We start from the raw sequence: 24,398 nt of genomic DNA on the forward strand, positions 1-24,398 counted from the left end.
ATTGCGCTGCGCTAATGATAGCGTTGTGTCTTCATCCTTCTATTACAAAATCAAGTTTAATTGAGATAAAATATGTACTGATTTTACGCATTTGGATCATCTGTGGACTTTTTATCACTTTAATTAGGACTAATCCATACCATCCAAAAGTACGCTGACCGCATACCTTTGATGCAAGGAATTCTCGAAAATGTACCAGCTTGGCAAAGGTAGGCGCGCACCGAATGCAGGCTTGTCACATAGAACAGGAATCCGTTTTCAAACTGCATTGTGTAACGTACTTAAGGCAAAATCAATGATGAAAAAAATTTACAGATCCTTCTGTGTTGCTGCCCTTATTTTGTTTTCCTGTATGGTGACCCACGCGCAGCGACGTCAGGTGTCCGGGACAGTGAAGAACGAAACCGGCGGCTTGATGCCGGGTGTGACCATCCTGCTGAAAGGAACAACGATGGGCGTCACAACTGATACCGATGGAAAGTTTGCCATCCAGGCAATGCCTGAGGACGTGCTTAAAATTTCCTTTATCGGTTATCTGTCGGAGCAAATTCCGGTGGGCAACAAAACGCAATTTAACATTACCATTCAACCCGATATTGCCACACTTTCAGAAGTGGTCGTGATCGGGTATGGAGAAGCGAAAAGAAAAGACGTTACCGGCTCGATATCTTCTGTGTCCGGGGTGGAACTGCGTAAAACGAACCCGGTTACCATTGATCAGGCTTTACAGGGAAAAGTGGCCGGTATGGTGGTGCAACAGGTATCGGGCCAGCCCGGTGGGGGCGTTTCAGTACAGATTAGGGGAATATCTTCCTTCGCGGGCGGGGGACCATTGTATGTGATCGATGGTGTGATTATCGGCGGCACAGCCACGATGGGCGCTGGTACCAACCCATTGGCTGCTATCAATCCTTCTGAAATTGAGTCGGTTGACGTACTTAAAGACGCTTCCGCTACCGCTATTTATGGATCACAGGCCACGAACGGTGTGATTATCGTTACCACAAAACGCGGCGCGGTAACGCCTCCAAGAATCTCTTACGATTTCTATACAGGTTTCCAGCAAGTGCCAAAGCGAATCCCTATCATGAATTTGCAGGAGTACGCCACCTTCATCAATGAGCGAAATGCCGGTTTGGGCTGGGGATTTGATAAACGGCCGGAATTTGCCAATCCGCAATATCTTGGGAAGGGTACCGACTGGCAAAAGGAGCTTTTCAGAAACGCGCCGATGACTAACCACACGGTTACCATCAACGGAGGTGACGCCAGAACCCAATACCTGTTTTCAGGTTCGTATTTCAAGCAGGAAGGGATTGCCACCGGCTCGGATTTCAGAAGGATATCCGTTAGATTGAACCTTGACAACAAGACGACCAACTGGTTGAAGATCGGCACCAGCCTGCAACTGGCCAATATCAAGGAGAACGTAAATTCGACCAGTTCAAATGTCATTAACGCGGCGCTCAGCCAGACTCCCGATATCGCCGTGCGGAGTGCGGATGGCGGCTGGGGCGGTGCGTATAACCCTAACGGTTGGGTAAACAGTACCATCAATCCATTTGCTATTGCGACGATCAACAAGGACCAGGCGAACAGAAATCAGATATTTGGAAATGTCTATGCTGAGATTTTGTTCAGCAAATCGCTGACGTTGCGGAACGAGGTTACGGGCAGCTTTTCAATGGCTACCGAGGATAGATTCAACCCAACCTACACGATGGGTCTTGTGAAAAACACTAACAACAGCGGATCTTACAACTATGGTCAAAACATGTATACAACGGTCAGAAACTATCTTACTTATTCGCATACGTTCAAGGAACGGTACAATGCCAATGTCATGGTGGGCCATGAGGCGCAGTTGAGCAAAGGCGAGAATGTAAGTGCAGGCCGCAATAATTTCCCGTCCAACAATGTGCAGGTGATCAGCAGTGGTGATCCTACCTCGGCCACTAACTCCGGTTCAAAAAGCCAGAATGCCCAGGAGTCATACTTTGGCCGCTTGAATCTGGGATTGTTTGACAAATACCTGCTAACCGGCAACGTGCGGGCCGACGGCTCTTCCAGGTTTGCGGCCGGAAACCGGTGGGTGACCACGTATTCGGGTGCAGTTGCCTGGAAAATCCACAATGAAGACTTCTTGAAAAATTTCAAGGATATCAATGAATTGAAGCTTAGGGTAGGGTATGGTCTGACTAATAACCAGAACGTGCGCGACTTTGCATATACATCTACATTAGCAACCGTTGCCACCGGTTTGTCAGGAATATCCCAGCTCACCGAGAACATAGGGAACCCTTATGTGGAATGGGAAAAAACAAAATACAGCAATATCGGCCTTGACGCGGCATTGCTGTCCTGGCGCCTGACCTTCTCCGTTGATTTTTATAACCGGAAAACGGACGGCCTTTTAATGCAGATCCCTTTGCCATTTTACTCGGGAACGGCCGTTGGCTGGTCTCCGGGAGCATTGGATGCACCATATGTAAATGTCGGTACGATCAGCAACAAGGGATTCGACTTTAAGATCAGCTCTACCAACATTCAGGGTAAGGATTTGACATGGAAGACAGATCTGACAGTATCCCGCAACGTCAATAAAGTCTTGAAACTGAATACCGACGGGGCGTCGCTTGTAGGATGGCCATATAGCCAGACGGTTGTTGGAAACTCGATAGGTCAATTCTTTGGATACAAAGCAGACGGCGTTTTTGCGAAGCAAGAGGATTTTGAGACACATGCTTTGCCGACCAAGAACGGTGCTCCACTGCCCGTAGGCGCGGCGGGAGGTAGTATCTGGTACGGCGACCTTAAGTTCAAGGACATCAATGGCGACAAGATGATTGATGAGCGCGATCAAACCTTCCTCGGCTCACCGATCCCGAAAGTGCAGCTTGGTCTCAATAATTCGTTTTCTTATAAGAAATTTGATTTGAATGTATTCCTGACTGGTAACTACGGTAACAAGGTATTCAATCAAATGCGCATGAACGGAGAATTTCCAGGGACCAGCTTCGGGTACCTTAAAGCGTTGAACAACTACGCCAAGCTTGCTTTGATTGATCCCACTAAGCCTGCAACCGACATCAGTAACGTGTATGTGGTTAATCCTGACACCGATATTCCGGGCATCAGAAATGACAATACAAACGGCAACAACAGGGTGTCGGACAAATATGTTGAGGATGGTTCCTTTATCAGATTTAAGACCATTTCGCTGGGATATTCGCTTTCCGACAAACTGCTGGAAAAAGCCCACATTCATTCATTGCGGGTTTATGTGAACGTGTCCAATGCATTCTTGATCACCAAATACAAAGGATTAGATCCGGAAATTGGATCGTGGAACCCGCTGAATGCAGGGTATGACAGTGGTTACTATCCGCAACCGCGTGTGTTTACCGTCGGCGCGAGCGTGCAGTTGACCAAATAAATTGCTTCGAAACAGGTGTCAAACACGAATGTTCGGAGACAGTTCTCCATTTGATGTGAATCTATAAAAATATTGAGCAATGAAAATCAAAAAAACAATGGCCGCAGCCGGGCTTTGCCTTGCCATGTTCTCGGCCGGATGCAGTGATAGCTTTTTGGACCGACCTCCATTATCCCAGATAAGCGCAGACAATTTTTACCAGACCACCAATGACCTCAGACTGGCGACAGCCGCCTTGTATGGTGGCAAGCCGTGGGCTGAATGGAATTATAACTGCTTCTTGCCGATTGGCGAAGTGCTTAGCGGTAATATGGCCGTCAATTATTGGGGAGACGCTGTGCAGCTGCATACGTTTGCAGTTACGGGTAGCAACGAAATTATGATCGCCAACTGGAAAGGCATGTACAAGATCATCGCGCATTGCAATGTGACCATCAAAGCCATTGAAGAGAAGGCACCGGCTTCCATCCCTGAAAAAGACAGGCTTGCCGCCATTGCCGAAGCGAAGTTTTTGCGAGCATTTGCCTATTATAATCTGGCCCTGCTTTGGAGAGATATCCCAATTATAGAAGATAATACAGAGCTCATCACTTCGCCGCTGGTTCACCGCAATCCGGTGGAAGACGTGTACAGATTTGCTGCGAATGACCTGCTTTTTGCTGCAAAAAACCTTCCTGCGAAGGATGTTGCGGGACGACTGACAACCTGGTCGGCACAAGGCATGTTAAGCAAAGTATATCTGACCTGGGCCGGGGTGGATGCAAAAGGTAATGGCCCGCGCAACCAGGCACTGCTTGATAGCGCCAAACTGCATGCCGGGAATGTCTGCAAACAAAGCGGATTGTCGTTGCTGGCCAATTATGCCGATCTGTTCAAAACGCAGTATAACGATAATCAGGAATCCTTATTTGCATTGCAATGGGCACCGGGCACCGGCTGGCTTGAAGGAAACATGCTGCAAGTTTATTCGCCCGGTGGCACGGAGATATCGGCGGCCGGTCAGGCAGGTTGGTTTGGCATAGCACCTACTTATGACCTCTACAAGCAATATGCCAACGAAGACTCTCTCAGACGTAAGGCGACCATCATGCTTAAAGGTGACTATTACCCTGAGCTGAATGCGGCAGGAGGTGGTTTTAAATTTACAGGTAACGCTGGTTTGAAAAAGCACATCATTGGCACAAGGGTCGATAACAGTGCACCGACGATGAGCTTGACATCTTCTATTGAGCACAATGCATTGTTACGGCTTGCCGAAGTGTACTTAACCTATGCAGAAGCTGTAATGGGCAATAACACTTCGACAACCAATGCGGACGCATTGATGTATTTCAACAAAGTGCGTGTAAGGGCTGGTCTTGTTCCGGTAACATCCCTGGATGCTGAAACCTTGTTCAGGGAAAAAAGAGTTGAATTGGCAGCCGAGGGGCATTATTGGGAAGATCTGGTAAGACTTTCCTATTACGATGAGCCGAAAGCTATCAAAAAGCTGAACGAACAGGAACGGATCCTTTTTAATTATGATAAGGGTGTCGTAACAAAAGGTAGTACGCTGGCCAGTGTGACGCCTGCCAACACCACGACATTCAAATTCCCGATACCCTCGCCGGAGGTGACCGCTAATCCCAAATTGTTAGAAGCTCCCGTGCCTTACTCGTTTTAAAAACCAAGAGAAATGAAAAAGATCATATACAACAGAATTTGTTTTCTTTTGTTTTCCTGCATTGCTGGTGTTTTAGGGCTATCCGCATGTGAAGAAAAGAATGACGTAGCCGCACTACCGGTTATCACTGAAATACGAAATTATGCCGCATCGCCCAGCGACAGCCTTGTGGAGACACTCAAGGCTGGACAATGGGTGGTGGTGCTGGGGAAGAATCTGGGAGAGATTTCACAGGTCAACTTCGGCAGCAGGCCGGCCAACATTAATCCGACGTTAATTACAGACCAAAGCATTGTGGTGCAGGTTCCTTCGATTCCGTTTGATTCTGTGGCCCGCGAAAAAGTCAATGTCGTGACAGTAGTGAACAGCGCTGGTTCAACTTCGTTTACAATCAACATTACCGGTCCGCCTATGATTTCTCATGTTAGGAATTATGCCACAGCGCCCAAGGATACGGTGACCAGCATCATTGTGCCCGGTCAGTCGATCAACATCGTTGGATATAACCTCAAAAATGCCCTCAATATAGCATTTCAAGGAGTAAAAGCTGATTTGGCCGGAGCTGTTTACACCGATTCGAGTGTGATCGTGAAGGTTCCCAGCAATTTTTCCGCCGCTGACCCTTTACTGGCGAACAAAATCACATATGGGACAGCAGTCGACACAATCAGTTATTCCATCAGGATTTTTGACCCGGCAGTCCTGGAATATTATAAAGACCCCATATTTACCTTGCTCACCGGGGGGATTGGTAAAGAAAAAACCTGGGTGCTTGACATTGACGCAAAAGGCGTTTCAGCGAAATTCAAAGGTCCATTGTATTTCTCGGGTGTCGATTACGGCTGGGATAATCAATGTGCCAAAACGGGAGGGGATTGCTGGCTATATGACCCGGAATATCAAAGCTGGATGGGCGCGGCCCAGGATTACGGCACGATGACATTAGGCCTAAGAAGCGGCTCAGCCGAGCCTGTGGTAAAGGTGGTCCAAAAAGGGATAACCAGGAGCGGGACTTTCCAGGGCGGCTACTTTTTTGATATCAAAACCAAGACGCTATCCTTCGTTGATATCGTCCCATTGAATACGGGCAGGGACCAGGTTTGGTCCAAGGCTTATGTCATCAGTCTCAAAGAGGATAGGATGCAGCTGGCATTCAGAGATCCCAACAAGGCAGAGTTTGCAATTCATAACTACATCCGGAAGTAATAATGAGGTCTGCATAGGGGCGATAATAAACTCCTATGCGGATCTTCCAATGTCCGGTTAGCTACATGTAAAATCAAAATGATAGCATGAAGATCGCTTGTCTCTATAAACCCGCTTTAATATTTTTTGTTACCATAACTGGCCTGACCGCGTGTGAAAAGGAAAAATCTGAGCCACAGCAGCTCAGCCAGATATATCCATCCTATAATATTTCACCTAAACAACCCGACATAACCGGAATGAGCAGCAACGCGGTGGAGCTTGCCGCTAAAATGAAAATGGGTTGGAACCTTGGGAATACGATGGAAGCTCCGGGTGGGGAAACGGGTTGGGGAAACCCCGTCATTACGGAAGACTATATAAAATTTGTAAAACAAAAGGGCTTTAATGCGATCCGCATTCCTTGTGCCTGGGATTGGCATCATGTGGATAACCGGGCCACAGCTCATATCGATCAGAAATGGCTCGACAGGGTCAAAGAGGTTGTCGGGTATTGTGTAAACAATGACATGTACGTCCTACTAAACATCCACTGGGATGGAGGATGGCTAGAAAATAACTGCACCCCGGCTAAAAAAGACTCAGTTAATGCCAAGCAAAAGGCCTACTGGGAGCAGATAGCCACATCCATGCGCGATTTTGACGAGCATCTCATGTTTGCCAGCGCCAACGAACCTAACGTCGACAATGCTACTAAAATGGCAGTGCTGCGCTCATATCACCAGACTTTTGTTGATGCGGTTCGTGCTACGGGTGGTCGCAATACTTATCGCGCGTTGGTTGTACAGGCACCAGTCGAATTATTCGACGTAAAGTCTTTGCCTACTGACCCAACGCCAAGTCGTATGATTTATGAGGCGCATAATTATACGCCTTTCCAGTTTGCGGCACTGGATGAGGATGCGAGCTGGGGCAAAATGTTTTACTACTGGGGTGCCGGGCACCATTCCTCCATCGAACCGGAACGCAATGCAACCTGGGGAGAGGAGGATGAACAACTTAAAGGCTTCAAACTGTTAAAGGAAAATTTTATCGATAAGGGCGTACCTGTGCTGATGGGTGAATATGGGGCTTATCGAAGAGACGGCAGTAAACATGTTCCCCTGGATCTGGCAACGCATAACGATGCTGTTGACTATTGGATAACCTACGTAACCCGGCAGGCTAACGCACACGGCGTGATACCATTCTGGTGGGATACGGGTGGTACTCTGGATAGAAAAAATTACAAGGTAAAAGACCAACGTACCATCGATGCCCTTCATGCAGGAGTTCAATAACGCGACTTATGCGGGACACAGGTGACAATGCCGACAATACGGATCGTAGCAGCAAAAGTAACTCGATCGTCTCTAAGCAGAATTTATAAATCAGATAACTCTCCTCAAATCATAAAGAGAAAAAAATGAAATCAAACCAATTTAAAGAAATTGAAAATGAAAAAACCAGTACTTTATCTGGCCAAAATGTCTCTGATTCTGGTGTTGTTGTGTCTTGCAACAAACACGGTATTTGCGCAGGCCGTTACAGTAACAGTGAATGCAACGCAGGATAAGCGCTTGATTTCACCCAACATTTATGGAAAAAATGATTTCCTCGACCACCCAGTGCAATTTTACAAAGATGCGGGTTTGCGCTTCGCGCGGATGAATGGAGGTAATAATGCGTCAGCTTATAACTGGCGCGCAAAACTTGCAGTTCATCCCGACTGGTACAATAATGTTTACCCTGCCAATTGGGATGTATTGGCACAAAAAATTAACACCGACTTTCCCGACATGCAGGGTATGTTTGCCTTTCAATTACTGGGCAGAGTTGCATCCAGCGGCAGTAACAACTTCAATGACTGGGGGTACAACCAATCCCAGTGGTGGTCCGGGGTTAGTCAGAATCTGGCCGGCGGGGGACAAGTTAATACAAGCGGCGGGGGGCAGGCCCTGGTTGATGGAAACATTGACTTGTTCAGCAAGCCATGGCCAGCCGACTCTTCGGTGGAAATTCTTAATCATTGGTTTGGGGCAGGTGGTTTAGGGCTTAATAAAAACCAATTCCAGTACTGGAGTATGGATAATGAGGTAGATATATGGAATGGCACGCACGATTGGGCCATGCCAACGTTGATATCGGCCTCTGCCTTTATGGACCGCTTCATAGAATTAGCGAAGAAGGCGAAAGCGATCAATCCGGACGTTAAGATTTGCGGGCCGGTTACAACCTCCGAATGGCAATGGTACAAATGGTCCAGCGAAAGTATTTGGATTGATGGCCGGTATTATCCCTGGATGGAGTATTTCATCAAACGCCTTGGCGATGAATATAAGGCAACCGGTATCAAACTGGTAGACGTCTTAGATATTCATAACTATCCGTGGTACAATGGGAGTGATGAGGCGGCATTGCAGGGACACCGGATTTATTACGATGAAAACTATGATTATCCGGGTTCAAACGGTCTTAAATCAAGCACCGGCGGATGGGATAACTCACTTACCAAGCAATATATTTTTAAGCGGATCGACGACTGGTTAACCGAACATTTCGGCCCAAACCATGGCATAACACCCGGTGTAAGCGAATGGGGAACGCAGGCGAACAGCAATCCAAGCCTTGAATCTGTGATATATGGTTCGCATTTGGGCACATTTGCCAACAATGGTGTTGAACTGTTTTCACCATGGAACTGGTCGATCGGCATGTGGGAAACCTTGCACCTGTTTAGCAGGAATGCAAAGGAATTCAGCATTTCCAGTACTTCTTCGGATGAAAATATGGTGTCGGCCTACTCGTCCGTAAACCCAAGTGCCGATTCTCTAACGGTGATGCTCATCAACCGGGACATGAATGCTTCCCGCACGGTGACGATCAATCTGAACAATTTCAATGCTGCCAATGGCAACTACAAAACTTTGCAGCTGGCATCTTTGCCGACCACGGAGACTTTTGTATCGCATACCCAAAACGCGTCGCAGGAAAGCACCGTAGCTGTCAATTCAAACTCACTGACCATCACGGTACCCGCGCTATCAACCACTGCCATTCTGCTGGCCAACGAGACTACTTTACCAGTCAACCTGATCAGTTTTTCGGGAAGGGCTTCCTCTGAGGGGAATGTATTGCTTTGGAGCACGGCAGAGGAGGTAAATAACGAAGGGTTTGAAGTTCAAAGAAGCCTGAATGGTGTGATGTTTGAAAAAATTGGTTTCGTAGCCGGAAAAGGTACAATGTCGGCCCAGGTAGACTATCAGTTCATTGACGGACAGCCTCTTGGCGACGCTTACTATCGGCTGAAACAGATGGATTTTGATCGCAAATACACATTTTCGAAAACGATCAATGTGAAAAATAAATCCGGAATTAAAGCTATCGTTTACCCCAATCCGGTGAGAGGAGTGTTGAACTTTGACCTTCCGCCTGCGAAAAGGCATCTGATTGTCCGCAATACGGCAGGGCTCATTATCGAAGACCAAGCTGACTTTTCGGCAAGTACCTATGAAACTTCGCATCTTCCAAAGGGATATTACCTGATCTCTCTGGGCCTCCACACGTTTAAGGTCCTGGTGGATTAAGCAAAAGAGGCGCGCAAGGTGTTACCATTTGCGACGTCGCCTGATATGGTTCGCTGACCCTCGAAAAACCCGCTTACATCCGCTGGCTCCTCCCTCCGGCCAGCGGAATCTTACCGAATATACCCTCCCCATAATTCAAAAAGGAAAGAGAAAGCAAACTAACTAAAAGAATTAAAAAATGGGAAAACGAGTACTTTACCTGGCCAAAATGTGCCTGGGGTGGGCATTGCTATGCTCAACGATCACCGCCTTTGCGCAGAACGTGACTATTACTGTCAATGCAACGCAGAACAAACGCCTGATTTCGCCATACATTTATGGCAAAAATGATTTCCTTGACCATCCAGTGCAATTTTACAAAGATGCAGGGTTACGGTTCGCACGGATGAACGGGGGAAACAACGCATCAGCTTACAACTGGCGTCAAAAACTTGCGGTTCATCCCGACTGGTTTAATAACGTTTATGGTGCTGATTGGGATGTTAATGCACAGAAGATCAACACCAGCTTTTCCAACATGCAGGGTATGTTTGCCTTTCAGTTATTGGGAAGAGTTGCATCCAACGGCAGTAACAACTTCCCTGACTGGGATTACATGCAGGCCCACCCGGGCTGGAATGGTTACCATCAAAATTTGGCTGGTGGCGGTACACCTAATCCGGATGCCGCGGGAGCGGCCCTGGTTGCCGGAAACATTAATTTGTTCAGTAAACCCTGGCCGGCCGACTCTTCGGTGGCAATCCTTAATTCCTGGTTTGGCGCCAATGGTAAAGGGTTTGACAAGAACAAGTTTGTTTACTGGAATATGGACAACGAGGTAGATATATGGAGCGGCACACATGATTGGGCCATGCCAACCCAGCTGTCGGCCGCTGCCTTTGTCGATCGTTACATTGAGCTGGCGAAGAAAGCGAAAGCTTTATATCCGGGCATCAAGCTTTGCGGGCCGGTAACAACCTCTGAATGGCAATGGTACAAATGGTCCAATGAAAGTATTTACATCAATGGCCGGTATTATCCCTGGATCGAGTATTTCATCAAACGTCTTGGCGACGAATACAAAGCTACCGGTGTCAAACTGGTAGATGTGCTGGATATTCACAACTATCCCTATTATAGCAATGATGCCGAGGCACTGCAGGGACACCGGATCTACTATGATGAAACCTATGATTATCCAGGTTCAAACGGTATTAAATCAAGTACCGGTGGATGGGATAACTCACTTACCAAACAATATATTTTCAAGCGCGTCGACGGCTGGCTAACCGAACATTTTGGCGCAAACCATGGCATAACACCTGGTGTAAGCGAGTGGGGTACGATGTCGAGCAGCAACCCAAGTCTTGAATCCGTGATTTATGCATCGCACCTGGGCACATTTGCCAACAATGGCGTGGAACTATTTTCGCCATGGAACTGGTCGATTGGTATGTGGGAAACATTGCACCTATTTGGCAGGAATGCGAAGAAATACAGCGTTTCAAGCACTTCTTCACTTGAAAATACGGTATCGGCTTACTCCTCGGTCAGCGAAAATGCAGACTCATTGACGGTAATGCTTGTCAACCGCGACATGAGCGCTTCGCGAACGGTCACGATCAACCTGAGCAACTTTAATGTAGCCGATGGGAGTTACCAAACGTTGCGGCTGTCGTCACTACCGTCCACGGAGACTTTTGTGTCGCATACCCAAAATGCATTGCAGCAAGGCACGGTTTCTGTAAATTCCAATTCTCTGACCATCACCGTCCCCGCGCTTTCAACGACTGCTATTCTGCTAAAAGCCCCCTCTGTTACCTATGTTACTTTTAACAACCGGGCCACGGGTATGTTGATGGATGGGATGTACAGATTTTCAGATGGTTCGTCTGCGGGTCAGTGGCATTCCAGCGGCAGCACGGCACAGCAATGGTCTTTTGAAACAACGGGAAGTTATGTGAAAATAAAGAACCGTGCGTCCGGATTGTACCTGGACGGCAATGGAAGCTCAACCAATGGAGCAGCTGTGGTGCAAAAAACTGGCAGCAGCAGTTACAATCAGCAATGGTCACAAGTGGCGGCAGGAAGCTACGTGAAATTTCAAAACCGTGCTACCGGGCAATATATTGATGGGTTGGGCTTAACACAGGATGGTGTGGACCTGGGTCAATGGCAGACAAGTGGCAGCTCAAACCAACAGTGGTCGATCGGCACGGTGGCACCTAATGGAAGGCAAGGTGCATTAACGCCCGATACGGATAGATCCAGCCAGGTCAACATTAAATTCTACCCAAATCCTTTCGTCTCCAATTTCAAGCTTGAAGTGCCAGATTCCGGCGAGCCACTTGAAGTTGTATTTTTTGACGTATCGGGAAGGATGATCGAAACGATAAAACATACGGGTGGTTCAAATACGTTGACATTGGGGGCCGCGCTCAGACCAGGGTTATATGTGGTGAAGGCAAAGGGGATAAACTGGTCGAAATCTTTCAGGGTTTTTAAAAGATGACGCCGGGTAGTGTCACGCGGATATACAAAGGATTTACTCGGCGGTACGGCCATTCTACATATTTCCGAGCCGCAGCGACAGTTTTTGAATAGCCTCAAATGGGTTTGCCACGGTATATTGGTTGTAAACCTTTGATCGAAAATGAAAAAAACTTTGCTGTCCATTCTGGCATCCTGCTGCTTTCTTAATTTGCTTTTCGCGCAGCAACAGATCTATGAAGACAAGCCTTACATCCAGGATTACAGCATCAAATATTATCTGTCGGATAGTACATTAAAGCTGGCGGCGGCCTGTGAAGACCGCAATGGGGTGGTCGCCGTCCTTTCATCCAAAGGTATTTTGAAACCGCAGGCGGGCGCTTTTCAATATCCTGGTTTGCTGCAACCGGACAGATCCTATAAACCGGTAGCTGAAAAAAGCATTGCTGCGCTGGCTTTGCAGGATAATCAATTGGTATATCTGGATGATAAAGAGGTTTTTAGTAATGCGTTTGCGGGAAAGTGGATTGCCAGGCACGGGCTGCTGCAACCATCTCTTTTGTGTACCGCCCCTAATTTCATGAGTGCTGTTTCGGATGGGAAACAGATCAGGATATTCAGGCTCGGTGCGGTGGTGGCGGAAGCGAAAGTTGAAAATGATGTATTGAAGGCAATCAAATTCGATCCCCAAAATAACCGGTTTTTGCTGCTTGGGAAGCATTCGATCAGCGTGCTATCAGCTGGTGATAAGAGCATTAAAACGGTTTTTGATGAAAAAAGCCTGACTTGCTTTGACGTTGCAAATGACAAAATATTTGTCGGGACCAAGAATGGATATCTTGTTCTTGGCTCGGATAATTTTAGAATCCTTCAACCAGTTGTCGACAAACTGCCCGTTCCAAACCTGACAGCCATTTCGGTCATTCGGGGCAGACTGTGGTTTGGTTCTCCCCAGGGCGCTTTTATGCTTCGCGATGATGGCAAATTCAACTACTATTTCGGGGAGAGATGGTTTCCCGGAAATGAAGTCGTGCAGATTTCGGCGGGAGACGGTAATCGTGTTCTCGTACTGACAAACAAGGGATTGGGCGATTTACATTTTGATCCGATGACGCTGGAAGAAAAGGCGCTTTTCTATGAAAAACAGGTTCGTTTGAGGCATATAAGGTATGGTTTCAACTGCGATGTTTCAACCCTGAAACACGGGGACCTTTCTACATTTGAAATGGGGCAGCGCGACAGTGATAATTTATGGACTTCCATGTATTTGGTCAGCCAGCTATTTCGCTACAAGGTCACCGGCAGTCAGGAGGCGCTCGATAATTGCATTGAATCTTTCGAAGCGATGGAGCGGTTATTTGACATTACCGGAATGAAGGGATATTTCGCAAGGGGTTTTGAAAGAAGAGGTTATCATAAGTTTTCCAATAAAGCCTGGGACGGGGGACTGACCAACGGCTGGACGCATGCGAAGGGGGAGGACTGGGACTGGCGCGGAACTACCAGCAGCGACCAGACCGTAGGCCAGATGTTTACACTGACCCTGATGGCCGAGCTAATGGATGGTGATGTGAAAAAGCGGGCTGTCCACCTCATGGATCAGCTGATGACCAATATTATTAATAATGACTGGTACCTGATCGATTTTGACGGGAAACCGACGCTATGGGGCAAATGGAACCCGGAATATGTAAACGGGTTTCCTGTCAATGTGGGTGACCGCAAATTGAATTCTTCCAATATCATCGGGTTTTTACAGGCAGCCTATCATTTTACTGGAAAAGAATTATACAAGCAAAAGGCCTACGAGTTAATGGAAAAGCATGGTTATCTCGAAAACCTGCTTCGTCCCATGGCCGATATCGGCCGGGCAGAAAAGGGCTCAGCCGACTGGGCCAGGATGCTTTCTGCGGACTGGAACCATTCTGATGACGAGATGTATTTTCTGGGGTACTGGTGCTTATATCCCTATGCGTTTGACAAGGATCTGAAAGAAAAATACAAAACTGCCATCCGGCAGCACTGGGAACTGGAAAGGCCTGAAAGGGACGGACTTTGGAATTTGTGTTATGGCATGACTGGTGCCAAAGACTTTGATCTGGCCCAAACCGTCTGGTATTTGAAAGAGTTTCCGCTTGATATGGTGGAGTGGCAGGTGAAAAACAGTCACCGAAAGGACATTGAACTGATCACGCCTGATTTCCGGGGGCAGACAACCAAAGAAGTACTGCCACCCGACGAGCGGCCCGAACTGAAACACAACCGCAATCTTTTTAAACTGGACCGTGAAGCGAACGGGATCAGTGAACTGAGCGCAGGCGATAGCTTCCTGCTGCCCTATTGGATGGGGCGGTATCTTGGAGTTATCGGTGCTGGTGCGATCAGATAGTTACATGGGCCACAATGGCCGTTGGCAAGCTCCCTGAGAGCATTGTAATGCTCAGCGGGGTTTAAGCAAGGAAGAGGCCACAAAAAGGCTTTTGAAGTATGGTAAGAATGAGGTTCAGGATTGATTCTGTCGATCTGGCTTCCGGCGACCTACTGGTGATCCAAGAAGCGGACGTCATCATAGCGGACGCCTATTGCTTCCATTCCGGAAAGGCTGCCTGTTATTTCCACCTTGTCGCTTAGTGACGAAAAGACCGCCCCGAAAATCCTCCGAGCCTATTGTCTCCAAGGCAAACTGGATTTCTATCGGAGCGTATGCACTCTTGGGGCGAGATCAAAGAATATACCAGACCCTGATATGAGAATTTTAATCCTCAAAAAGGGCAGATGCTCACAACATGAACACTCGTCGTTGAAGAGCCACACAATCGCTATCCGACGAGGCGACTGTCACAGAACAAACCGATCATTTTAATGCTGTCGGACAAGTTTATGAGGGGTTTTCAGAACCGTTCGGATTATCAAGCGATTAGTCTGCCTGAGAGTTTTGAATCCCATACTACGGATACATGGTTTAAATGAGGAAACCTAAGGTGAAAGCTTAATGCAGATTGCTATGCAAAATCGGGAGTATAACAGTTACACTGAGCATGTAGCCGCTGCGTCGAGAATGTGAACGTTGTGCGACCGAATGCCTTAAAATTTCGGGAGGTGAAAATGTGTATTTCCTTGTGTAAAGGAGAGAATGACTGACATGATCAATGTGGTTTGAATTACCGGAAAGGCGGTTTTCTGGTATAGTATTTTTAGAATTTGATCCAACTAAAATTAGAAAACTATGAAAAGCTAAGTGCTTTCATAGTTGTACTGCTGGGCGGGTTGATGCATTCGCATAGGAACCAGTGATTGTCATGGCATCTTCTACGGCAGAACCTGATTTTATAAACGGTCTGACCAATCAAGGATGGATGAATAGCTTTGATTCGGGCTCTTATCAAAACGGAAAACTATGTGATCCCCATTGCGTTATGTGAGGTTCAGGCATATACATAGGCGGTAAAGGTTCACGGAGGGTAAGCTCGCCTTGCGTTTGGGGGAAGAAAAGCTGGCGGCCAAATGGGAAAGCGAGGCCAGATACAATCCAATGTCCTATCACAATGGTTCAATTTTATTTACATAATACAACGCCTATGAAAATCGGAGCGAAGCTGCTTAAAGTACTCAGCAAGAAATATGTGCCCGGGGAAATGATAGACCAGAAATTCGAACGGTATGACATTAGTTTTAAAACCGATCATGAAGGAAATCCGGTATTGCTATTTGTTGGAACAAGGGGCAGAGAGGGTCAAATTAGAGGTGAGCGATTTGTCAGGGTTGTGATCAGGGATCAAAACGGTCAGATTTTAAAAGACCACTGGGATGCCAAAGGCAAAACGTGATCTTGGCCTTTAAACAGCTATTCGTTGTTTTTATAGCGGTGTTTTAGGAAGAGCATGGCAACGTTCAGACAGATCGTGAAAACATTTGTCGAGATGATCGGGATATCTTTCTTGTCAATGCCATAATAGACCCATAAGGCGTTGCCGGTAAGCAATACGATGAACATTGTAGTAGAGACTTCACTTGCCTTTTTCTTCTTGATGGTTGTTACCAACTGTGGCACCACCGATGAGGAGGTACATATGCCTGCCAGAAGGCCGAGCGCTTCGATAAATTCCATTGTTCCGACCGATTTAGCCAGCGGTTTTTTTGTGCGAATCAATTTATAAAACCATACCAGTGTGGTAAGCCGCGAGGATGTAAAAGCCTCTTATGCCAAGCAGGCGAACGGCTACGTGATCAAACACCCGGACATTACCAAATGGTCGTTTTACTTTGAAAATCTGAGTTATTTCTGGTCCGGGACAATGAGTCTTCCCAAGCCCTAGTGCTTACCTGAGGAGTCGGGGACTTGTGCACTGCTTAACACCGGTAACCGGTTGTAGTCGATCCAGTAATGGCATATCGTTTCAAGCAGATATTTCAATGCTTCAAATTCGAGAGGCTTTGTGATAAAGGAACTCGCTCCGGCATCATAGCAACTTTGAATGTCTTCGGCTGAGGAACTGTGCGTAAGAATGACCACAGGAATGGTACTCCATTTGGTCACGATGTTGTCGGGTGTTCTGCGGATCAGTTTAAGTAATTCCAGACCGTCGATTGCCGGCATTTTAAGGTTCATCACAATCAGGGCAGGTCGTCTGCCCACGTAATCTGGCGAAGATTGCAATACCAAAAACTGATAAAGCTCCATCCCACCCTGGAACGACCGTAAATGATAGTTGGGCAGGAATTGTTTGAAGATCGTTCTGACCAGCAAACGGTAGTCGGCCGAATCGTCTACCAAATAGATTTCCATTTGACTCATATGAATTTCTAGCCAGTTTGGGGCATTTTTACCGCCGTTAGTCAAAAAATGTGCCAGTCACAGAGATCGAGTTGCGGACGAATCACACGGGGACATAAATGCTCAGAGTGGAAAATAAGTTGCCCGAATCGTATCCAGGCTCGCATTGTGGCAGCCTCCTCTTGCCGGTCCGTCTCGTTTTGCGCCCCGTTTGCTGTTCCAGCGCCCAGCCCGTCCATCCGGTTGTGGCATAGTTATTTATCGATCCAGCGAATGCGTGCCCATTGAAACGGGTATCCGGGATTTGCAGATCATTGAGGATGTTTGTGAGTCCGCACGAAAAGGAGAGCGGAGCACACCGTATCTGGCTGAAAGCGTCCATTTACCCGAACTATGATTTTGAAATTTAATACAGCAACAATGGAAGCAAAAAACTATACGGGAGCCATTCCCGAAAATCAGCAAGGGAGCCGGATTGATGTCGGCAGCAAGAAAGAGCTGGCGTCGGTGGACGAGGCCATTGGTTTATTTGAAGTGGCTGGCAGCCGCCTGTTGAATGTAAATAGCTGGCAAGGTCTGGCCAGCGACAGCCTTGCCCGGTTCAGGCTGTTCGACGTATACGGTGACCCGGTGGACGGTCCGGCCCGCGAAGGATTGCTGATACGGATCGATATTCCCGGCCCCGGCACCGATGTGGCCGGGGGGTATGACTGGGTGAAAATTGAAGAGATCAGTAAATATGAGTCTGGACAAGTGCAAAGCCTGGCCATCCGTGTTCGGCCGACCCAGGCGCCGGATAGTAGGGGAGTAACAGCTCATTTTTATTCAGACCAGTCTACCAGTACATTCACCGTAACCAGGGAGCAGACTACGGTTACCGCGGCGGTTTACGACCGCAACATTGAAACCAATAAAGAATCGGCCAATGTCGTGGACCGTGTACGAAATGCAGTAACAAGCTTCGCTGGGCAAAAAGTGTTTTCAAAAGTACAGTGGCAGTCTCTTGCCGACGGGTTGATCGGCTAGTAAGAAGTTTTTTTACAGTTTTCGAAGTGCTTCCAACACCACCTGTTTCGCTTTTTGATGCAGCTCAGGATTCCCCTTGTCCAATGCCGCAAGGATCTGAATGTATTCTTTCAATAAAACATAGGCAAAGCTTTTGTCGTTCTCTGCGATTTCAACACTGTTATCTATGACATCCGCATACTTGACGGTTTGCGCATTGGCTGATATACCCGTCAGGCGCTCCAGCTCCTTGGATTTTCGCGTTCGTCGGTTCCATTGCGGGTAGTCCTTTTTAATGTAAACATCGGTCAATTCGATGACGTACCGCAGGGTTTGCCTGGCATCATTTTGGGACATGGTCATTTTGGGACATGGTCATTGCCAAAAACTCGCCCAATTCCAGTTGGGTTACTGCCGTATCTTCGAGTACATCATGTAGAAGCGCTGCTGCATGTATACAATGGTCGGTTGTAAATTGTATGCATGTTTTCATAACTCTTCGGGGATGCACCATGTAAGGGTCAGGAGCATATTTGCGCCGCTGACCGTGATGGGCTTTGGCGGCAAAGTCATAAACCCTTTTCAGCATTGTATTCATGAAAGGACTTTATCGTGGATTACTATCGATTAGGCACAAATAGCAATTGAATTGCGTCTATATCCCTGATTTCGAAATTCCAGTTAAAGCTTATTTTCACAGCCATGAAAGTAAACGCGTTCCCGATCAGGAGCCATTCTGCCGGCATTCTTTGCGAAATCTGCTAGGCCCTTGGCCATCTTTTGGGCGGTTTCAGCGTACTCCTTCTCGTATTCGGCCAAAAGTTTTGTCCTTGTGGTTTTCGCTCCTTTTATATGGGCCGCACTGAGTACTGAAAGAGTGCAATAAGGTGGTAACGTAACACCAAGAGCATTGAAGAAATTGCCGATACTTCCGATGATGTGTTGGGCCCCGTCCGAATCGCCGGTGACAACGATGCCGCCCGCTTTATTGGCGAGTAGCGATTCCTTCCCTTCCGAAATCTGATCATTGATTTCGTCCAGCCTTTCAATAGCTTTCTGGGTTTCAGAGGAATGGTTGGACCACCAGATGGGTGTGGCAAAGATCATGATGTCCGCTGCCTGGATTTTTTTCATAATAGCTGGCCAGCCATCCTGCCCACCCATATCCAGGTAGGTTCCTGGCGGAATATTGTGGGTGACGAGTTTGACGGTTTCGACGGTTACACCTTCTTTTTCAAGGTACCCTGTCAGAAAATCGCAGAGCGTTTCGGTGTTTGACAGCCCTTCGCTTTTTAAAGTCCCCAGTAAGATAATAGCCTTCATTTCTCTTTCATAGTTTGTTGACAGCCCGATAGTGGGCAGAAACTTTTACCCATAAAATGCATTCCAGCTTTTGAAGACGAGCTAATTTGTTTCCCTGGAAATGGGATTCCGGCAATCAGGGAAGCTGATGCGCCCCCCTGCTGATCCGGTTGTTAATTACTCTGTTGCCGCCATCAATGTCTTCATCCCCCTGAATATCAGACGAGATTAGTATTCCTGAATTACGTGCAGGCGATGTGGGAAGAATATGTAAATCGGGAAGCTTGATATTGATAAAATTGGGATCGATACCCGCCAGCGACGAGGCATCATCCTGACAGGCAGCCTGCCAGGCGCTGAAATTGTTGTAAGCTATGTTGTTCCATGACCAGCTGTTGATGCCGGTGGAAAAGTAAATATTGTAGTCAATTCTGTTATTGCTGCCGTCGGTACTTTGTTTGTTGATAAAAACACCTTTCTCTGCCCGGGCGTAGAGAATGTTGTTGTGGATCACATTGTCATGGCAGTCAGCTGTTATCCGGATTTCACCTTCTATTTCGCCGGAATATCCTAAATCCCGGTTATTGAAAAAAGTAGTGTTGTTAATCACATAACAGTTGCGGGTGCCGCCTCCGGTATAGCCGATATACCCGCCCAGGTAAATACCACCTAGTGAGTTATTATAAACGAAGTTATTACGGACAATGCAATCCCTGGTCGGGAAGTTATTGGTTTCGCTTACAATACCGATTCCCCTGCCGTTATCGTGTACTTTATTCCTTTCAACAATGATATTTCGGGCGCCGTCCACATAAATCCCGATCGCACCATTGTGCTGGCTGTAAGCGGGTACCGGGCCTTTGGTACCATCCAAATTATACACTTCATTTTCGCTGATCAGGCCGTTTTTGGCAAAGTTATATGCCGGAACGGAGTTGGCAGCGTAGCCCCCAGCCGCCACGATACCTATATTTTCACCGTTATAAATTTTGTTTTTGCGGATTGTAAAGCCGTCTACATGTCCGTTGATCGTAAGATTTTCGCTGTAACCGGTATTGCAATCGTGGATCTCGTTTTCCTCAATTAGAATATCGGTGATGGCCGTATTAGTATTTCCTCTTACTTCTATGCCGTGGCCGCTTCTGCCGTCTGCCGCCGCGGCATTGTTCTCAATGTTGAAGACCTTGTTTTTACGAATGGTAATATGTGCGGAAGTTCCGTCCACAATGATGCCATTGACATCCACCCATGGAGCCGAACTTTTGAAATTTGAAATCGTGAACCCTTCCAGTATGATATAGTTCACATTTCTGATCATCACCAGCGCGTCTTTTCCGGTTACCGTCAATCCGGTCCCGTCAATGGCGGGCGCTTCACCGGGAAAGGCTTTGAGTGTGACGTATTTTCCTGGCCGGCCGGATTTTGGAAATATTATTTTCTCATGAAACGCTCCCTTTCTGACAAAAACAGTGTCTCCCGGAGCAGCCACGTTCAGTGCTTTATTAATACTTTGAAACGGAGCGCTAATCGTTCCTGCTTCCGAGTCATTTCCCGAAGGTGAAACGTAGTATACAGCCCGGCTGGAAGCTTCTACTTTCGGGTATACCGTGCGTGGTTTTTTGCAGGAAAGTAAACTGATAACAAAAAAGAAGGAAAATATTCTAACTAACATTGGGGATAGGCTGTGATGTTGACAAGCCCGGACGGATGTTTGCCGGTAAAAGCTTACATCTGTCCGGGCTATTTTAAATCATATTTATTCCGATACAATCTTTCTGACGCGGTTGTTTATTTTGTCGAGCACATATACGGTTCCGTTTTTGTCTACTGCTACGCCGGTCGGGGCGCTGAAAGCAGCAGCTTCTCCGACGGCATCCGCATAACCAGCACTTGCTGACCCGGCAAGCGTGCTTACCAGCCAGTTGTCGGGCTGGATCAGGCGGATACTTTGATCGCTATTGTAGGAACCTCCATCCCAGGTGCCATTTCCTGCAATGTATATGTTTGAATTTGAGTCTACCGCCAATCCCCAGGGACTGGAAAATCGGGCGACATTACCTGCTCCATTTGCATATCCGGACACGCCAAGCTTGCCGGCAATGATATTGTTTTCCCAGGTGCCAGCCGTGAATTTGCGTACCACCTGCTCTCCATTCATCGATACGTAAAGATTTCCTGCCGGATCAAAACCAAGTCCTGCCGGGTAGGTCAAGCCAGATACAATCGGTTTGCCGGTAACGCCCTTAGCAGTAACCGGATAAATATTTCCCGAGGGACTGCAGCTTGAATAATAAACAAACCCTGAGACCTTGTCAAAAGCGATACTCCACGGCTCCTGATTTGCCATTGCCCATGTCGTGCAAGTGCCGTCCGGCGTTATCTGACGAATATCCCCATTGCCAGGGTCAACCGAGTACAGGTTGCCCTGGGTGTCAATGGTGAGAGAATATGGGATTGAAAACTTGGCTGCTGCGCCTTTACCGTCCGCATAGCCGGAACTGCCAGGATCACCGGCCAGGGTTGTTACATTCCCCAGGCTATCAATTTTGCGGATGCAGTGGTTTCCCGGATCGGCTACGAATACATTCAGTTTATCGTCTACCACAATTCCTGAGCTTCTGTACCAGAGCTCTCCCGAGAAATTAAACATGGCATCGGCTCCCTTTCCATTGGCGAAACCGGCCTTTCCCGAACCCGCCAGTGTGGAAACTGTCCGGGTATAATTGTATGTGAAAATGTCGGTGCTTGTAACGGTATTGGTGCCAATTGTAACCACCAATGGCCCTGAGCCAACGCTTTTGGGGACGACGGCCATTACCTGGTTACCATTTGTGCCCACGATTTTAAGGGGGACATTGTTGATCGTGACATGCATCTGCGATGTATCGATCGAAAAGTTGCTTCCGTTGATCAGGATTTCGGTGCCACCGCTTCCCTGAGCGGGTAAAAAGCTTTCGATCTTGATCGGTGCGGAAGGGTTGTGCTCGAAAGGATCTTCTTCGCAGCTGGCCAGAAAGGCTATGGCCAGACAATATTTTACAATCAGTCTAATTGACTTATAATTTACCATCATTTTAAATGTTTTGGTTCTATATCAGAAATTCAGAATGTCTGTTTGTGTTTACCAGCCCGGATTCTGTACCAACGCCCGGTCTCTTTCGATATCCGTCTGCTGGATTGGGAAAAGGTACATTTTATCATTCCAGGTACGTTTTTGAAATAAGGTGCGGGTATAAAATCCGGTGAAGGAAAACCCTGCCCCGCGGTCGTCAGCATTGACATTCATGGAATAGATAGTCTGATACTCCGGTTTGCCAAGTAATAATCTCCTGACCAGCGTGTTGTACCTATCGTCTTCAAAACACAATTCAACCTGCCTTTCGCGAAGAATAAATTCCCTCATCCGTTCTTTATTTCCCACTGCCTCAGGATATACCTTATCAATGCCCGGAAGGCCTGCACGTTCACGCACCAGATTCAGATAGCGCACGATGTCTGCATTAGTGGGATCGTACTCGTTGAGCGCTTCCACATAGTTGAGCAGGATCTCTGCGTAACGCATTAATATATACGGCCCTTGATAAGAAGATGCGTCATAGCGGATATTATCGTTGGGACTAATCCGTTTCAATGCGTCGTAACCTGTAATGTTGTTGCTACCGGCCGATTTTTGTCCTGATTTCCCAGTATAATAAAGCTCTATTTTACCGGTACCGTCTGCATTGGAAGGGGAGGAGTAATAGTTTTTGTCATCTGTGGTCGGGGCAGGTAGTACCGGCCGTCCGTTGTATTGGATGTAGGCGTAAAAGCGCGGTTCTCTGTTGGCATACATGTTCCATTGCCCTTTTTTATGCTCCCAGTATTTGGTTCCGTCCGCCATGGAAAACCCGCTTTCCACATATCCCGACTTGGCGTCGTTGATGGTTCGTCCATTGCTGGTAGAGAATGCATCCACCAGATTTTGTGTTGCATTGTACATATTATAGCCGCCAGGGCCCGGGGAAGCACATTTTGTAAATCCCCATCTTGACCAGTTGGTTTTACCAAATATGATTTCGTTGTTCCAGGTCGTCAGAAATATATTGCGGACTGAAAGGTATGGGTCAAATGTGTCGTCTCCGGAATCCAAATTGGTATATAAACGGTAAGCTCCTGATTCAATAACTGCTTTTGCAGCATCGGCTGCTGTCTTCCATTTGTTTGCATCATAACTTAGTGGGGCCAAACTGGTTCCGTCAGGGTTTTTGAAAGCCGAAAAAGCCGGGTTACCATTCCACAATGGACTGGCTGCAAGAATCGCCATTTGTGCTTTTACAGCCAGACAGGCACCTTGTGTCGGCCTTCCGTAGTTACTCGATGATGACCATTGAAGTGGTAAGTTTGCAGCTGCCAAATCCATTAATTCATTGATATGGGCCACACATTCTTCAAAGGGCGCGCGGGGATATTGGTTAAAGTCTTCGTCCTGGCTTAGGACGCCTGTCAGTTTTACGAAAGGTCCGTACTGCTGTAATATTTTCCAGTAAAACCATCCGCGCAGAAACAGCACTTCGGATTTATATTGCTTTTTGAGCTCATCACTCAAAAGCTCGGAGGGGACCCTGTCCACATTGTCTTCAAAGATGAACGACTTTCGGATGCCGGTATAGTAATCGCCCCAGGTATAATAATACCAGCTGGCCGCACTCCAGTTCCCGCTTACGATCTGGCGGGCGTTGACGGTTGCGATATTGACCGATGATTCATCGGTAACGCCCATGCACCGGTAGTCGCCACCGTCGCCACCTGCCTGGATATAAGAGTAAATGTTATGCAAATAGGCTTCTGCATTTGCTCTTGTCTGCCAGATCTGATCTCCGGTCAGCAGGTTGTCGGGCTGCTGGTCCAGGTAATCGCAGGAAGAAATCGCAATCAGCAGGCACAAGGTGGTCAAAAGTTGAAAAAGTTTATGATTGATCTTCATGAGATTCTCTTTTT

The 24,398-nt window shown here is 47.3% G+C and carries 20 protein-coding genes and 1 pseudogene; 12 read left to right on the top strand and 9 right to left on the bottom strand.

Features of this window, described 5'->3' with window-relative positions; genetic code table 11:
• Positions 1 to 295: 295 nt before the first annotated feature.
• The 10 genes and pseudogenes from ON006_RS06005 (at position 296) to ON006_RS06045 (ending at position 16,167) form a co-directional block, all read left to right on the top strand.
• Entirely contained in the window at positions 296 to 3,436 is a 3,141-nt protein-coding gene (locus tag ON006_RS06005) for a SusC/RagA family TonB-linked outer membrane protein (RefSeq protein WP_244819388.1), read from the top strand.
• Positions 3,437 to 3,515: 79 nt separating this feature from the next.
• Complete coding sequence (locus ON006_RS06010; RefSeq protein ID WP_244819387.1) at positions 3,516 to 5,099, top strand: RagB/SusD family nutrient uptake outer membrane protein; 1,584 nt, start codon at positions 3,516 to 3,518, stop codon at positions 5,097 to 5,099.
• A 12-nt stretch (positions 5,100 to 5,111) separates the two neighbouring features.
• Positions 5,112 to 6,305: a hypothetical protein gene (locus tag ON006_RS06015; protein ID WP_244819386.1), complete on the top strand. Its 1,194-nt coding sequence runs from the start codon at positions 5,112 to 5,114 to the stop codon at positions 6,303 to 6,305.
• Between the two features lie 86 nt (positions 6,306 to 6,391).
• The gene (locus tag ON006_RS06020; protein WP_244819385.1) at positions 6,392 to 7,585 is read left to right on the top strand and encodes a glycoside hydrolase family 5 protein; all 1,194 of its coding nucleotides are present in this window, start codon (positions 6,392 to 6,394) and stop codon (positions 7,583 to 7,585) included.
• Between the two features lie 156 nt (positions 7,586 to 7,741).
• Positions 7,742 to 9,871, top strand: coding sequence for a glycoside hydrolase family 44 protein (locus tag ON006_RS06025; RefSeq protein WP_244819384.1), 2,130 nt, complete (start codon positions 7,742 to 7,744; stop codon positions 9,869 to 9,871).
• Positions 9,872 to 10,049: 178 nt separating this feature from the next.
• The gene (locus ON006_RS06030; RefSeq protein ID WP_244819383.1) at positions 10,050 to 12,362 is read left to right on the top strand and encodes a glycoside hydrolase family 44 protein; all 2,313 of its coding nucleotides are present in this window, start codon (positions 10,050 to 10,052) and stop codon (positions 12,360 to 12,362) included.
• Positions 12,363 to 12,503: 141 nt separating this feature from the next.
• Positions 12,504 to 14,729, top strand: a complete 2,226-nt coding sequence (locus tag ON006_RS06035) for a ligand-binding sensor domain-containing protein (protein ID WP_244819382.1) — start codon at positions 12,504 to 12,506, stop codon at positions 14,727 to 14,729.
• Between the two features lie 76 nt (positions 14,730 to 14,805).
• A pseudogene (locus ON006_RS32285) lies at positions 14,806 to 14,853 on the top strand (hypothetical protein); the annotation flags it as partial.
• Positions 14,837 to 14,971: a hypothetical protein gene (locus ON006_RS06040; RefSeq protein ID WP_255772820.1), complete on the top strand. Its 135-nt coding sequence runs from the start codon at positions 14,837 to 14,839 to the stop codon at positions 14,969 to 14,971. The pseudogene ON006_RS32285 and the gene ON006_RS06040, both read left to right, overlap by 17 nt.
• A gap of 947 nt (positions 14,972 to 15,918) precedes the next feature.
• Positions 15,919 to 16,167, top strand: coding sequence for a hypothetical protein (locus tag ON006_RS06045; protein ID WP_244819381.1), 249 nt, complete (start codon positions 15,919 to 15,921; stop codon positions 16,165 to 16,167).
• A 17-nt stretch (positions 16,168 to 16,184) separates the two neighbouring features.
• Here ON006_RS06045 and ON006_RS06050 read toward each other — a convergent pair whose 3' ends face one another.
• Entirely contained in the window at positions 16,185 to 16,448 is a 264-nt protein-coding gene (locus ON006_RS06050; protein ID WP_244819380.1) for an SWEET family sugar transporter, read from the bottom strand.
• A gap of 61 nt (positions 16,449 to 16,509) precedes the next feature.
• Here ON006_RS06050 and ON006_RS06055 point away from each other — a divergent pair, with 61 nt between their 5' ends.
• On the top strand, positions 16,510 to 16,656 hold the full coding sequence (locus ON006_RS06055; RefSeq protein ID WP_244819379.1) for a response regulator: 147 nt from the start codon (positions 16,510 to 16,512) through the stop codon (positions 16,654 to 16,656).
• Here the strand turns inward: ON006_RS06055 and ON006_RS06060 are convergent.
• Together ON006_RS06060 and ON006_RS06065 are read right to left on the bottom strand one after the other, a co-directional pair.
• Positions 16,653 to 17,126 carry a response regulator gene (locus ON006_RS06060; protein WP_244819378.1) on the bottom strand — a complete coding sequence of 158 codons (474 nt, stop codon included), beginning with the start codon at positions 17,124 to 17,126 and terminating at the stop codon, positions 16,653 to 16,655. The genes ON006_RS06055 and ON006_RS06060 overlap by 4 nt on opposite strands.
• Before the next feature lie 91 nt (positions 17,127 to 17,217).
• Positions 17,218 to 17,496, bottom strand: coding sequence for a hypothetical protein (locus tag ON006_RS06065; RefSeq protein ID WP_244819377.1), 279 nt, complete (start codon positions 17,494 to 17,496; stop codon positions 17,218 to 17,220).
• Between the two features lie 38 nt (positions 17,497 to 17,534).
• Between ON006_RS06065 and ON006_RS06070 the strand changes: the two genes are divergently transcribed.
• Positions 17,535 to 18,140 (top strand): hypothetical protein, encoded by a 606-nt coding sequence (locus ON006_RS06070; RefSeq protein ID WP_244819376.1) that lies wholly within the window; start codon positions 17,535 to 17,537, stop codon positions 18,138 to 18,140.
• A gap of 12 nt (positions 18,141 to 18,152) precedes the next feature.
• On the opposite strand, the gene ON006_RS06075 is transcribed toward ON006_RS06070, so the two are convergent.
• From ON006_RS06075 to ON006_RS06095, 6 genes are all read right to left on the bottom strand, one after another.
• Positions 18,153 to 18,482 carry a hypothetical protein gene (locus ON006_RS06075; RefSeq protein ID WP_267609965.1) on the bottom strand — a complete coding sequence of 110 codons (330 nt, stop codon included), beginning with the start codon at positions 18,480 to 18,482 and terminating at the stop codon, positions 18,153 to 18,155.
• Positions 18,463 to 18,717, bottom strand: coding sequence for an HD domain-containing protein (locus ON006_RS32290; RefSeq protein WP_374761299.1), 255 nt, complete (start codon positions 18,715 to 18,717; stop codon positions 18,463 to 18,465). The genes ON006_RS06075 and ON006_RS32290 overlap by 20 nt, the downstream gene beginning before the upstream one ends.
• A gap of 83 nt (positions 18,718 to 18,800) precedes the next feature.
• Entirely contained in the window at positions 18,801 to 19,442 is a 642-nt protein-coding gene (locus ON006_RS06080; RefSeq protein WP_244819374.1) for a flavodoxin family protein, read from the bottom strand.
• A 115-nt stretch (positions 19,443 to 19,557) separates the two neighbouring features.
• Positions 19,558 to 21,093, bottom strand: coding sequence for a right-handed parallel beta-helix repeat-containing protein (locus tag ON006_RS06085; RefSeq protein ID WP_244819373.1), 1,536 nt, complete (start codon positions 21,091 to 21,093; stop codon positions 19,558 to 19,560).
• An 84-nt stretch (positions 21,094 to 21,177) separates the two neighbouring features.
• The gene (locus ON006_RS06090) at positions 21,178 to 22,494 is read right to left on the bottom strand and encodes an IPT/TIG domain-containing protein (protein WP_244819372.1); all 1,317 of its coding nucleotides are present in this window, start codon (positions 22,492 to 22,494) and stop codon (positions 21,178 to 21,180) included.
• A 48-nt stretch (positions 22,495 to 22,542) separates the two neighbouring features.
• Entirely contained in the window at positions 22,543 to 24,384 is a 1,842-nt protein-coding gene (locus tag ON006_RS06095) for a RagB/SusD family nutrient uptake outer membrane protein (protein ID WP_244819371.1), read from the bottom strand.
• Positions 24,385 to 24,398: the final 14 nt, after the last annotated feature.

It is taken from the genome of Dyadobacter pollutisoli, assembly GCF_026625565.1.
GTDB lineage: Bacteria > Bacteroidota > Bacteroidia > Cytophagales > Spirosomataceae > Dyadobacter > Dyadobacter pollutisoli.